Below are 13783 nucleotides of genomic sequence, written 5' to 3'. Positions count from 1 at the left end.
TCAAGGCACACGCGCATCCTATCCGAAAATCGCTACGCGCTTTTTGGGATGCACTTGAAATGGCCCGCCCCGTTCAGAGCGGGCCATGAAGTCACAGGTTTAAAATCACAAGGCGAAATTAGAGTTCCCCAGCGTCCTCAAGGATCTGCGTTGCCTTCTTGGCTGCATCGTCGAGAGCCTGCTGTGAGGTCTTGTCACCAAGAATTGCAGCCTGAAGCTCAGGATAAACAGCGTTGGAAATCTCGATCCATGATGGTGTCTGCGGAACAGGAAAAGCGGTCTTTGCCGTTTCCTGGAACACCGAAAGCACTTCCTTTTTATATGGATCGGCAGCGGCCTGTTCGATCACGTAATCCCAGACAGCGGTACGGGTTGGCAATGTGCCAGCCGACGATTCCTGCTTCTGCGAATCTTCATTGGTCAGGAACCAGACGAGCGATGCGGCTGCATCCTTGTTGTCACAGGATTCAGTAACCGAGAAACCGTGATGACCCGACCAGCCAGTACGCTTGCCAGAAGAACCTTCCGGTGCAACGGTCACACCGACATTGCCAGCAACCTTCGACGACTTTGGATCGTTGAAGTAAGTCGCCCAGCCCGGCCAATCCAGATTGAGAGCAATGGTGCCGGACGCAAAACCTGCGCCAAGTTCATCCCAGAGATAATTGGTGGTGCCAGCAGGAACGGCCTTCGCCTTGTAGACGTTTACGAACCAATCTAGCGCACGCACACCGGCTTCTGAATTAAATGCTGGCTTGCCTTCGCCATCCAGATATTCGCCGCCTTCAGCGACCAGCATTTCATAGAAGCGGCCATTGATGGCTTCTTCCTTGCCCGCAAACTGCGTGCCGTAGAAATTTGGCGGATCGGCAAAGAACACAGCCTGATCGGAAACTTCTTTCCATGTTTTAGGCGGTGCGAGATCGTAGCCGTATTTTGCCTTGAATTCTGTCTTCTTGGCGTCGTCTTCGTAGAGGCTCTTCTGATAGTACATCGCCGAGACGTCGTACTGCGCACGCGGCAGCATGATCAGCTTATCATTGAGCGTCGAAGCTTTGATAACGGACGGCACAAAGCCTTCGATTTCTTCTTTTGGCAGCAGGCCGTTCAGGTCGGCATAAAGATCAGGATATTGCGGCGCGAAAGACGAGTGATTGGACCCAACGCACCAATTGATCGAACGTGATGCGATGTCCGATTTGATTTCCTTGTCCAGTTCGAAGTGATTCTTCTTGGACAGGATATTGACCTTGGCACCGGTCGCTTTTTCCCATTCAGCAATGCGAGAATACAGCGCTTCATATTGCTGGCCGCCAATGAGCTTGGCGTTGATGGTAACGCCTTCAAATTTACCCGGAAGGTCCGCTGCCCCCGCAGAAACCATACCCAGCGCAAGCAGAACAGAACCTGCCAGCACGGACGTTGTAAAATTCCTCATGCTTTCCTCCTCATGGCGGACATCTCCCGTGTCCACACCCAATTGTAAATTGTGTATTTATATGCAAACATAATATTCACAACCGGTCAAGGCGCTTTCGATGCAATCCGATCTTTCATAGCGCGATATATTCGTATATGAAGCAAGTTATTCATGAGAGGAAGAGACTTGGAAACAGACGATCGCTACCGCGCACCCGCACTGGACAAAGGGCTGGATATTCTCGAATTGCTGGCAAGCGTCGATGGCGGATTGAGTCAGGCCGAGATTGCCAAATATCTAGACCGCAGCCCCAACGAATTTTACCGGATGCTGGATCGTCTGGTGAAGCGCGGGTACGTGACCAAGCTCGAAGGCGACCGTTATTCGCTAACGCTCAAGCTGTTCGGCCTTGCGCATCTTCATGCGCCGGTCCGCAGGCTGGCGTCGTTCGCCACGCCCTTCATGCGCGAACTCGCCGATCGTTCGAAACAGGCCAACCAGCTTGCAGTGTTTGATCGCGGCTCCGTCGTGGTTATTGCACAGCAGGAAGCCCCGGATTACTGGGGAATTTCGATCCGCGTCGGTTCACATATCAGCCTGTTTGATACAGGTTCCGGTCATGTTCTTCTCGCCTTCCGCTCACCAGAAGAACGCAAGATGATGATTGCCGAATATGTGAAAGGAAGCGAAAGCGCGCACCTTGATGAGAGCTTCTATGAGCGCCTCGATCAGATTCGCGAACGCGGCTATGAAATGATGCCCAGCGCGCAGGTGGCTGGCGTTTACAACCTCTCCGCACCGATTCTCGGTCCTGAAGGTTCCTGCATCGCGGCACTAACCTGTCCTTATGTGACCCTTGTCAACTCAACCTCTGCACCTGACATCACACAGACAATCAACCTGCTACAAAAGACCGTCAAAGACCTCTCAAAGCTGGTTGGATCGGATATTGGCACCATCGACTAGAATTATATAAAATTCGTATTTGAAAACTTAATTCTTTTTTGAAAAGATAAAGAAGGAGGAGTTTTCATGATTATCGATACCCATCTGCATCTGATCGACAAGGCAGCCCTTACCTATCCATGGCTGGGTGACGTCCCGGCGCTCGACCGCGATTTCCTGTTCGAAACGTATAAACAACAAGCCGAGCGTTGCGGAATTAAAACCGCCCTCCACATGGAAGTAGATGTTTTAATCGCTGATATTGCGGCTGAAACCAATCACATTCAGGATATTTCCATAGCCAATAATGGCTTCATCAGGGGCGCAATCGCATCCTGCCGCCCGGAAGAGCCGGGATTTGCCGAATATCTTGAACAGAGCCGCCGCAATCCTTTCGTCAAAGGCTTTCGCCGCGTGTTGCATGTCGTGCCTGACGATTTGTCGGAAAAGCCTTTGTTCCGCGAAAATATCAGGCGCTTGGAAGGTACCGGCCTGACATTTGATCTCTGCACTTTGCCGCATCAAATCGATAAAGCCATAGCGCTTGCTGACCTTGCGCCAGACTTACAATTCGTCCTCGATCATTGCGGTGTGCCTGACATCAAATCAAGCGCTTTTGACGGCTGGCAGAAGGGCATTACCAAGATTGCGCAGCGCGACAATGTGGTTGCCAAGATTTCTGGTGTGGTCGCCTATGCCAACGCTGAAAGCTGGACGGTAGAGACCCTACGCCCCTATGTGGAGCATGTCATTCAGTCATTCGGCTGGGAACGCGTTGTCTGGGGCAGTGATTGGCCGGTTTGCACATTGGCCAGCAATGTCGATGCCGGGCTTTCCACTTGGGTTGCGACAACCCATGCGCTGCTCAAAGGATGCAGCGAAGACGAAAAGGCGCTGCTCCTTGCGGACAATGCGCAGCGCATCTGGAAGATTTAAACCTAAAGGCTGGCGAGTTTCTCGCCAGCCAAACATTTTTTGAGCGCATCCCGAAAACGGCTTCACACTTTTCGGGATGCGCTCCCATTAAAAGCTTTCGCGGAAAAGCCGATTGAGATCGGCGACGACGACTTCCGCCTTCTCCTTGTCCAGCAAGCCCCTGTTGATCCGTTCGGATGCTGCTTCTTGAAACGGCATATAGCCATCATGACGCGGACGCACCCATGCACCTTCAAGCGTTGCGCGCGTATCGCGATAGAAGCCCGAGGTGACGTTGTTTACGGTATCGTCTTCCCATGCATCCGCATGTCCCGGCTGCCCGTTGGAGGCCGCATAAAGCCCTTTCTGTACGTCACCGCTCGCAACCCAGTAAGCAAAATCGATTGCCGCTTCAGGATGCTTGCTGAAGGCGGAAACTGCAATGCCGGTGCCGCCCAATGCGGAACCCGCAACGCCCGCCGCTCCCGATGGAATATCGGCAAAGCGGATCAGGCGATCGCGGAAGCCCGGCATGGCATAATTGACATAGCCGTAGATCAACGGGGAACAGGCTATCTCGGAATCAGGCTTCGCCATTTCCTCAAACACAGCAATCGGATCCATTCCGAAACATTCGGGCGCAACCAGTGAAGCAAGCTCACGCAACTTCTCGAAAGCCTTTGCACCATCCTCGACAGAGATCAGCTCGCCCTCAACCGCGCAAGGTGTTCCGGCATTGGCGACAAGTGTGTAAAAACTCATCAGCGAATGTGGCGAACGCAGTGGCAACAGCACTTTTCCAGAGCGTGCAAGCCGCAGCACTTGGCCCCACGACGTTGCGGGCTTGTCCATCAGATCAGGACGCCACGCCTGCACTTGCGTTGCCGCATCCAGCGGAAACGCCCATTGCCGCCCCTGCCAATTATAGCTCGGGAAGGACTGCCCAACCGAACCTTCTGCGAGCGCGGCAAGGTCTGTTTCGCGTCCAGCGACATCGAGCGGAACAAGGCAATTTTCCTTGGTGATCTGGCCCACATGCGGATGATCGATCACGATCATATCGAAATTACGCGCCAGCTCCTCGACCGGAAAGGTCTCAAAATCCTGTAGGGAACGCTTTTGCCATTCGATCTCGACGCCCTTATCCTGCAACCATTGTTGAGCAGCTGCAACCATCGGGTCATAGCCGCGCGGGTGGCTCCAGGTCATGCCTTTCAGCTTGATCGTGCTCATAGACCGAACTCCTCGCGAATTTCCTTGCTGTTCTCGCCAATGCGCGGTGCTGCTTTCGCGACTTTCGGGCGCTGCCCGTTAATACGCAGCGGGGAACGTGTGGTGGTGATGGAAACATCATCCTCACGCGTGACGGTCTGGAGCATGTCGAGGGTCGAAAAACCTTCGCTTGCAAGCAGTTCTTCCCAATTAAGAACACGTGCGCACCAGATATCGGCAGGCTCAAGAATTGCGAGCCATTCATCGACGGTTTTTTCGGCAATACGTGCTGCAATCAGGCGCTTGATTTCATCGCGCTTGGCGAATGCGATCTTCGGATCGTCAATGAAAGGCGCAAGTGTCTCTGTTTCGAGCAGTGGTGCCAGTTTCGCAATCGGCATCATGGCAATAGCGAGATAACCGTCCGCTGCCGGATAGACACCATAAGGTGCTGCGAGATAGGCGTGGGCACTACGGAACTCAGAACGCTTCGGCAGACGGCGACCATCGTTAAGGTGGGTGGTCAGCACTTCAAACTGGAAATCAACCAGCGCTTCGAGAAGGCTGGTTTCGACATGCGAACCTTTGTTGGTGATGCCGCGGCGAACAAGTGCTGCGAGAATGCCCTGCGCTGCCGCAGCCCCTGCCAGCATATCGGCAACCGCCAGACCAAATGGCACCGGCCCCTGCCCTTCGTCGCCATTGAGCCACATCAGGCCGGAACGCGCCTGCGCCAGCAAATCCTGTCCCGGACGCCCGACCCACGGACCCTCTTCGCCATAACCGCTGATCGATGCATAGACGAGACGCGGATTGATGGCTTTAGCCGCCTCATAATCAAGGCCTAGACGCTTGATAACGCCGGGGCGAAAATTCTGAATAAGCACATCAGCCTGCGTCAGAAGTTTCTTCAACGCGTTGAGATCGTCGGGATTTTTCAGATCAATGGCAAGGCTATCCTTGCCACGATTGATCGCATGAAAAATCGTGGAATCGCCGCCGATTTCCGTATCGCTCAGATAGAGCCTGCGCGAGAGATCACCACCATCAGGCCGTTCAATCTTGATGACGCGTGCGCCCAGATCCAGCAGACGCAACGAGCAATAAGGCCCCGACAGAAACTGGCTCATATCGACAACGACAAGCCCGCTCAGCGGCAGTTCACTTTCCGACATCGGGAAATCCCCTCCTCATGAATTTCTTATGTGAATATAGTCTTCACATATGGATTTATAGAAGGCAATACTGAAATTGGAGGCGGGATGCAAAAACGCCGCCCAGCGGGGCAGCGTTTTGAACGGAATAAGCGATTAATCAGATTAAGCGTTAGACTTCCTGACTTGCCAGTTCAAGCAAGGTCCAGACGTGATCGGCAAAGGAATTCCACACTTCAATGCGATAATGGTCGGCATCCCATTTTATAAGAATGATCTGAGCATGATCGAAAATCGTGCGGGCAGCACCCGGAAAGCTCATCTCAGAAAGATCAAGCGGGGAAGCAGCATTGAGCAGCCACTCCGCTTTAGGGCCGGTAATATCAATGCCGGTTTCGCGATGGCTCACTTCCGTCAGGCTATGCGGTTCGGTCTCATAAAGCGTGGCGAAAGCCTGCGTAACAGCATCACCGTCGCTTTCATCAGCCCAGATATACCATTCATCCGGTCCAATGCAGGCAACCGCAATATCGCCGGTGCGGATCAGATCGCCGATCTTTGTCGGAATTTTTGCACCCAAAGCTTTTTCAGCCACGTTAAGCTTTTCCGGCGCAATGCGCAGGATAAAGCGGGCCGCATCATCGGCTGCGTGGATTGCCAGACGGCTGGGAATGACGACCTTGCGGTTCGAATAAGGTTTTGTCTCAACAAGCATGGTTAAATCCTTATCACTACAGTTGCAAATTCGTCAGGCCGTGACGAAAAGAGTGATTTTCGAGTACCGGAGCGGAGCGTACTTAAAGTACGAGAGCACCGGAACACAGACAAATTGCTCTTTACAGCCCGGCATCACGAAGAATGCAGCTGTAGTATTATCCGTTCAGTTTCTTTCCTTCGGGATCATAGAAAGCCATGCCCGAAATAACCGCCTCGTGCACGCTGCCATCCGGCATTGGCATATACATGGTTTCGCCCATCCGATCCTTACCGCCCGAAACCACGGCCATCGCAATGGAACGACCCAACGCCTCACTCCAGTAAGACGATGTCACATGACCGATCATGGTCATCGGTATAGCCTGTTTTGGATCGGCAACGATCTGTGCGCCTTCTTCCAGAACCAATTTCGGGTCTTTGGTGAGAAGACCGACCAGATGCTTGCGATCAGATTTCAGAATATCTGGGCGCGACAGCGAACGTTTGCCGACAAAATCCGGCTTCTGCTTGCCAACGGCCCAACCAAGACTTGCATCATCCGGCGTGATCGTGCCGTCAGTATCCTGACCGACGATGATATAGCCTTTTTCCGCGCGCAGAACGTGCATGGTTTCTGTGCCATAAGGCGTGATGTCGTATTTCTGACCAGCTTCGTAAAGCGCCTTCCAGAGTGATAGGCCAAAACGGGCAGGCACGTTGATTTCGTAGCCCAGTTCGCCGGTGAAGCTCATGCGGAACAGACGCGCTGGAACGCCGAGGAATTTGCATTCTGCAACCGACATATGCGGGAACGCTTCGTCGGAAATATCCAGCCCTTCGACCATCGGCTCAATAAGCTTACGCGCATTCGGACCATTAATCGCAACCACCGCCCATTGCTCAGTGGTCGAGGTGAGCGAGACTTTCAGCTCAGGCCATTCGGTCTGGAGATAATCTTCCATCATATTGAGAACACGCGCGGCACCGGCGGTTGTGGTCGTCACATGGAAGCGGTCCTGCGTCAGACGACCGACCACACCGTCATCACGAATAAAGCCATCTTCACCCAGCAACAAACCATAACGGCAGCGGCCAACACCAAGCTTGGTCCATGGATTGGTGTACATGCGGTTCATGAATTCGGCGGCATCCGGGCCGACCACTTCGATCTTGCCAAGCGTTGACGCATCGAACATGCCAAGCGACTGACGTGTCGCTTTGCACTCGCGCGCCACGGCCTGATGCATGTCTTCGCCAGTCTTTGGGAAGTACCATGCGCGACGCCACAGCGAGACCGGCTCGAATGCCGCGCCATGCTGTTCGGCCCAGCTATCAATTGGCGTCTTGCGCGTGACATCAAACAGTTTTCCGCGATTGTAACCGCAGAAAGCACCAAAGGTCGTCGGCGTATAAGGCGGACGGAAGGTGGTGAGGCCCACCTGCGGAGCCGGACGGCTCAGCGCATTGGATGCTACAGCCAGACCGTTGATATTGGAGGTCTTGCCCTGATCGGTTGCCATGCCGTTGGTGGTATAGCGCTTAATATGTTCGATGGAGCGGAAGCCTTCACGCACGGCCAGACGAATGTCCTTGGCAGTCACATCATTCTGAAAATCGATGAAAGCCTTTGCCTTGCCCGGATCACGATCCGTTGGCAGTTCGCGAACGCTCACACCATCGCAGATAAAATCACCGGCAACCGCATATTCGGATGCCTTGGTCTTATGGCCTGCATCATTTGCGGCAGACGCACCTGCTTGCGCACCTTCGCGTAAAGCGGCCTGCAAATCAAAATTGCCATTGCCTGCACCGGCGCAGCGGCTTTCTTCGGTGCGTTCACCTGGCAGATAGGCCTGACGAGCTTCATCCCAGAGCAGTTGTCCCTTGGTATGAGAGAAGAGGTGCACGCTTGGCGTCCAACCGCCGGACATCAGCACGACATCACAGGCAATGGTACGTGCAGCACCAACCGATCCATTCCTGACCGGATTGGCCCGCACCGACGACACACGATGACGACCGCCCGTATCACTCACCGTCCAGCCGGTCAGTGTTTCAATACCAAGCATTTTTGCGCGATTGATAAGGCTGTCAGCAACTTGCTCACGCACATCAATGATAGCCGGTACCTTCACACCCGCAACGGCGAGATCAAAAGCCGCAAGCCAGGCACTGTCATGCGAAGTCACAACAACGGCCTTGTTGCCAACCTTCACGCCATAGCGATTGAGATAGGTACGTGCGCTCGATGCCAGCATCACGCCAGGGCGGTCATTGCCTGCAAAGATAAGCGGCTTTTCAATAGATCCCTGTGCGAGAACAACCTGTTTTGCACGCACGCGCCACATGCGCTCACGCGGCGCATTTGTGGCGGGTTTTGCCTGATGATCGGTCAGACGCTCGCACAGACCAAGCATATTCTGATGATAATAGCCAATGGCGGTTGTGCGCGGCAAAAGCGTAACATTCGGATTGGCTTTAAGGGCAGCTAAGGTTTCATTGAGCCAATCCCAGCTTGCGCGGCCATTGATGACCGGCTCTGGTTCCGACAAAAGCGAACCGCCGAACTCAGCCTGCTCGTCAACGAGGATGACTTTTGCGCCGCTCTTTGCAGCTTCTAACGCTGCTGCCAGACCGGCAGGTCCACCACCGGCAATCAGCACATCGCAGAACGCATAGCGGCTGGCATAGGTGTCGGGATCTGGTTCGGATGGCGATTTGCCAAGACCAGCAGCACCCCGGATAAAAGGCTCATAAACCTTGTTCCAGAAGCTCTTCGGCCACATGAAGGTCTTGTAGTAAAAGCCCGCCGAGAAGAACATGTAGAATGCATCATTGATCGCGCCAACATCGTGCTTGAGCGATGGCCAATGGTTCTGACTTTCAGCCTTCAGGCCGTCATAGAGTTCAAGAACGGTTGCGCGAGTGTTTGGTTCCTTGCGAGCGCCACCACGAGAAACATCCATCAACGCATTGGGTTCTTCCGAACCTGCGGAAAGAATGCCGCGCGGGCGGTGATATTTGAACGAACGTGCAACAAGATGTTCGCCATTAGCAATCAGCGCAGAGGCAAGTGTGTCGCCTTCAAAACCCTGATAGCTCTTGCCGTTAAAGGAGAAGCGGACAGATTTGGCCTTGTTGACGCGGCCTTTATTCGTCAAACGCATATCGGTCATTATTTCGTCTCCGCAGCCGGAGTTTCTGCCAAAGCAGGACGGGGCTCACCGGCCTTGTAGGTGGTGACAAACTTGTCGCTCACCGTGTCGCGCACCGCATTGAAGAAGCGGCCACAGCCATTGATATGCCGCCAGCGTTCATAATGGGTGCCGCGTGGATTGGAGCGCGTGAACAGGAAATCGCGCCATTCATCATCGGAGAGCGTCGAAGGAACGGCGGGACGCGCAATATGGGCTTCGCCTGCATAGGCAAACTCCAGCTCAGGACGTTCCATTTCGCAATAAGGGCAACGGATAAGAAGCATTTGATGGTTCCCCTATTTCCTTAGTGAGCCACGGCAGCCGCAGCAGCTTCATCGATCAAACGACCGGTGGTGAAGCGTTCAAGCGTGAACGGTGCGTTGATCCAGTGTGGTTCGTCGCGGGCAATTGTATGTGCAAAGACATTGGCCGACCCCGGCGTTGCCTTGAAGCCGCCAGTTCCCCAGCCGCAATTTACATAAAGACCTGGAACCGGCGTCTTGCCGATGATCGGCGAACGATCCGGCGTAACGTCAACAATGCCACCCCATTTACGCAGCATGCGCATGCGGGTGAAGATCGGGAACACTTCGCAGATTGCAGCCAGCGTATGCTCAATTAACGGCAGACCGCCGCGCTGGCTGTAAGATACATATTGGTCGGTGCCGGAACCAATCACCAACTCGCCCTTATCAGACTGGCTGATATAGGCATGAACGGTATTGGACATGACTACGCATGGAAAGATCGGCTTGACCGGTTCTGATACCAGCGCCTGTAGCGGATAGCTTTCAAGCGGCATGCGCACGCCTGCTGTGTCCATCACAATCGACGTGCTCCCTGCAGCAGAAACCGCTACCTTCTTTGCTTTGATGAAACCGCGCGGGGTTTCCACACCCGTTACACGCCCCGAAGCATCCCGACGAATGGCTGTAACCGGACAATTCTGGATAATGTCGACGCCGCGTTCAGTCGCACCGCGCGCATAGCCCCATGCAACCGCGTCGTGACGGGCTACACCGCCGCGCCGCTGCAAACTTGCACCCACCACCGGATAGCGGGCATTGGGTGAAATATCGAGCGGCGGGCAATACTCTTTGGCCTCTTCTTTCGTCAGCCATTCGTTGTCGATGCCATTGAGGCGATTAGCATGGATATGGCGCTTGAAGCTCTGCACGTCATGCACCGTATGCGCCAGCATCATCACGCCGCGCTGCGAGAACATGACATTGTAGTTGAGGTCCTGACTGAGCCCCTCCCACAGCTTCATGGAATGTTCGTAGAGATGGGCGCTTTCATCATAAAGATAATTGGAGCGGATAATCGTGGTGTTGCGCCCCGTATTGCCGCCACCCAACCAGCCCTTTTCAATCACCGCGACATTGGTAATGCCATGCTCTTTTGCAAGATAATAAGCAGCGCCAAGACCATGACCACCAGCCCCGACGATAATAACGTCATATTCAGCCTTCGGCTCTGAATCGGGCCATTGCGGCTCCCAGTTCTTATTGCCGGAAAAAGCATTCTTAACGACTGAAGCCAGAGAAAAGCGGGACATCACTAACCACCATTTGCGCGTCTGCGTGCAGCAACGCCACACTTACAAAGCCATAGATTCCATTTGTATTATTTAGAACCGGATATCGACAGCAGGCTTGCGTCAAAACACGTCACAAATACGACATCGACACCATTTCGCGACATGGGGCCAATATGCGGCCAGTGTGAAGATTGCGACGAAACTAAATCCCTGCAGTTCATAAGTGGACATACATTAGAAACCCTCAAAAAGATTCCCAGCTAATAGGACAATAATGTTGTCCTATCCCCTTTTCTTTTATTGCGTGAGGAGCTACGCAGACTTGCGCAAAATCGCATTTAAAAACACTTAAGCGCAAGAAAGGTGATTTCGTGACTAGGGAAAATCTACTTGAAAGTGCACTCGTTCGTCTTGATGAAGCAGCAAGCCACATCAACATTGATCCGGATGTTATCGAAAAACTGAAATATGCCCGTGAGACCATGAAAGTGCGGCTTATGATCCGTATGGACGATGGTTCGCGTAAATCCTTTCTTGCATGGCGCTGCCGCTACGACGACACCCGCGGTCCAACCAAGGGCGGAATCCGCTACCACCCGGAATCAACCGCTGAGGAAGTCGAGACGCTCGCATTCTGGATGACGTTTAAATGCGCCGTGATGAACCTGCCTTATGGCGGTGGCAAGGGTGCAATTCAGGTTGACCCGCGCCAGCTTTCCAAGGCCGAGCTTGAGCGTCTTTCGCGTGCCTATATTCAGGCTTTCTCCGGCATTATCGGCCCGGATCGCGATATTCCAGCACCGGATGTCTATACCAACTCCATGATTATGGGCTGGATGGCAGATGAGTATTCGCAGATCGTGGGCCAGTCATCACCGGCAGTTATCACTGGCAAGCCACTGGCACTCGGCGGCTCGCTCGGCCGTAACGATGCGACCGCACGCGGCGGTTTTTATCTTGTGCGTCACCTGTCGGACGATTTGGGACTTGCCTCAACGCTTCGTGTCGCAGTTCAGGGTTTTGGCAATGCTGGTCAGTTCATCGCCAAGCTTATGGCCAGCGATGGGCATAAAATCGTTGCCGTTTCGGATTCATCAGGCGCTGTCTACTGCGCTGACGGACTTGATCTCGACATTCTGCTTGAAGCCAAGAATGCGAACAAGTCGGTCGTCTCCACCGCAGGTCGCAACGGTCACGAAGCCGTTACAGCGAGCGAACTGGTCGCGGTTGATTGTGATGTTCTGGTACCAAGCGCCATGGAAAACATGATCCACGCCGACAATGCCGGTTCGATCAAGGCCAAGCTGATTGTGGAACTTGCGAATGGTCCCGTGACCGCTGAGGCCGACAAAATTCTGGCTGAAAAGGGCGTCATCATCCTGCCAGATATTTTGGCAAATGCTGGTGGCGTGACAGTTTCGTATTTCGAATGGGTACAGAACCGTCAGGGCTATTACTGGACGCTCGAAGAAATCCATGAACGCCTCAAGACCATTATGGAACGAGAAGGCCGCGCCATCTGGAACCACGCCAAGCAACATGGCGTCAGTGTCCGTACGGCTGCTTACGTGCATGCGCTTGAGCGGCTGGCACAGGCCATCGAAGCACACGGTACGCAAAACGATTTTGCGGCCTGATCCTCTGCCTTGACGAAATCCCTCCTGCCAGCTTGCTGTCAGGAGGGAGAGTTTAACTAACTTTTCTTTTTGCCCGCGCGCCTTATTTATCTCAACAGAAGAAAATCAGCGCAGTGGGAAGAGAAACATGTCTTATCAGAGCTTTGTGAAGGGGACTGCTTTCGCACTCGTCCTTTTCGCCGGTACAAGCGCTTTTGCAAGCATGGCGCAGGCACAAGTTGTCGTCTCATCCAAGATCGACACCGAAGGCGGCGTGCTTGGCAATATTATCATTGCCGTGCTCAACGCCAATAATATCGAGACCACCGATCGCATCCAGCTTGGCGCAACACCTGTTGTTCGTCAGGCCATAACGGCAGGTGAAATCGACATTTATCCCGAATATACCGGCAATGCGGCGTTCTTTTTCAACAAGGCCGATGATCCTCTCTGGAAAGATCCAGCCAAGGCTTATGAAACGGCAAAAAAGCTCGATTATGACGCCAACAAGATCGTCTGGCTAACGCCCTCGCCTGCCAATAACACTTGGGGCATCGCTATCCGCAAGGATATTGCTGACGAAAACAGACTGGTGAATCTCAGCGATTTCGGAAAATACGCTGCCGATGGCGGCAAGATCGTGTTGGCTGCATCGTCCGAATTTGTAAATTCGGCTGCGGCCTTGCCTGCATTTCAGACGGCCTATGCCTTCACGCTGAAACCCGATCAGCTCATCACGCTTTCCGGCGGTGATACGGCTGCAACAATAGCAGCAGCAGCCAATCAGACAAGCGGGGCGAATGCAGCCATGGTCTATGGCACGGATGGCGGCATTGCACCTTCTGGTTTGGTGGTTCTAGAAGACGACAAACATGTGCAGCCGGTCTATCAGCCAGCCCCCATCATTCGTGAGGAAGTGCTCAAGAAGAACCCAAAAATCGAGGAATTGCTAAAACCGGTCTTTGAGAGGCTCGACCTGACAACGCTTCAGGACTTAAACAGTCGTGTGCAGCTTGGCGGCGAACCTGCGAAGGCAGTTGCGGACGACTTTCTCAAAAAGAACGGCTTCATCAAGTAAGCTGACAGGG

The 13783-nt window shown here is 53.6% G+C and carries 11 protein-coding genes; 4 read left to right on the top strand and 7 right to left on the bottom strand.

Translation table 11 applies throughout. The features are described 5' to 3' along the window. Positions 1-118: 118 nt before the first annotated feature. Positions 119-1438, bottom strand: a complete 1320-nt coding sequence (locus CEV31_RS06760) for an ABC transporter substrate-binding protein (RefSeq protein ID WP_094506558.1) — start codon at positions 1436-1438, stop codon at positions 119-121. A 153-nt stretch (positions 1439-1591) separates the two neighbouring features. Between CEV31_RS06760 and CEV31_RS06755 the strand changes: the two genes are divergently transcribed. Next, positions 1592-2386, top strand: coding sequence for an IclR family transcriptional regulator (locus CEV31_RS06755; protein WP_094506260.1), 795 nt, complete (start codon positions 1592-1594; stop codon positions 2384-2386). Between the two features lie 66 nt (positions 2387-2452). Next, complete coding sequence (locus tag CEV31_RS06750; RefSeq protein ID WP_094506259.1) at positions 2453-3301, top strand: amidohydrolase family protein; 849 nt, start codon at positions 2453-2455, stop codon at positions 3299-3301. Positions 3302-3388: 87 nt separating this feature from the next. Here CEV31_RS06750 and CEV31_RS06745 read toward each other — a convergent pair whose 3' ends face one another. The 6 genes from CEV31_RS06745 to CEV31_RS06720 form a co-directional block, all read right to left on the bottom strand. Then, a complete protein-coding gene (locus tag CEV31_RS06745) occupies positions 3389-4513 on the bottom strand; it encodes an ABC transporter substrate-binding protein (RefSeq protein WP_094506258.1) in 1125 nt (374 codons plus the stop codon). Next, positions 4510-5667, bottom strand: a complete 1158-nt coding sequence (locus tag CEV31_RS06740; protein ID WP_094506257.1) for a CaiB/BaiF CoA transferase family protein — start codon at positions 5665-5667, stop codon at positions 4510-4512. Before CEV31_RS06740 ends, CEV31_RS06745 begins: the two co-directional genes overlap by 4 nt. A gap of 151 nt (positions 5668-5818) precedes the next feature. After that, a complete protein-coding gene (locus CEV31_RS06735; RefSeq protein ID WP_094506256.1) occupies positions 5819-6361 on the bottom strand; it encodes a sarcosine oxidase subunit gamma in 543 nt (180 codons plus the stop codon). 157 nt (positions 6362-6518) lie between these two features. Further along, positions 6519-9518 carry a sarcosine oxidase subunit alpha gene (locus CEV31_RS06730; protein ID WP_094506255.1) on the bottom strand — a complete coding sequence of 1000 codons (3000 nt, stop codon included), beginning with the start codon at positions 9516-9518 and terminating at the stop codon, positions 6519-6521. Further along, positions 9518-9823: a sarcosine oxidase subunit delta gene (locus CEV31_RS06725; RefSeq protein ID WP_094506254.1), complete on the bottom strand. Its 306-nt coding sequence runs from the start codon at positions 9821-9823 to the stop codon at positions 9518-9520. Before CEV31_RS06725 ends, CEV31_RS06730 begins: the two co-directional genes overlap by 1 nt. 20 nt (positions 9824-9843) lie before the next feature. Continuing rightward, on the bottom strand, positions 9844-11097 hold the full coding sequence (locus CEV31_RS06720; protein ID WP_094506253.1) for a sarcosine oxidase subunit beta family protein: 1254 nt from the start codon (positions 11095-11097) through the stop codon (positions 9844-9846). 353 nt (positions 11098-11450) lie between these two features. Between CEV31_RS06720 and CEV31_RS06715 the strand changes: the two genes are divergently transcribed. Next, a complete protein-coding gene (locus CEV31_RS06715; protein WP_094506252.1) occupies positions 11451-12716 on the top strand; it encodes a Glu/Leu/Phe/Val family dehydrogenase in 1266 nt (421 codons plus the stop codon). Between the two features lie 127 nt (positions 12717-12843). After that, positions 12844-13773 (top strand): glycine betaine ABC transporter substrate-binding protein OsmF, encoded by a 930-nt coding sequence (gene osmF / locus CEV31_RS06710; protein WP_094506251.1) that lies wholly within the window; start codon positions 12844-12846, stop codon positions 13771-13773. Positions 13774-13783: the final 10 nt, after the last annotated feature.

The sequence above is a fragment of the Brucella thiophenivorans genome (assembly GCF_002252445.1).
Lineage (GTDB): Bacteria > Pseudomonadota > Alphaproteobacteria > Rhizobiales > Rhizobiaceae > Brucella > Brucella thiophenivorans.
The sequence above is the reverse complement of the archived record's forward strand: the minus strand, read 5'-3'. Positions and strand labels throughout refer to the sequence as shown.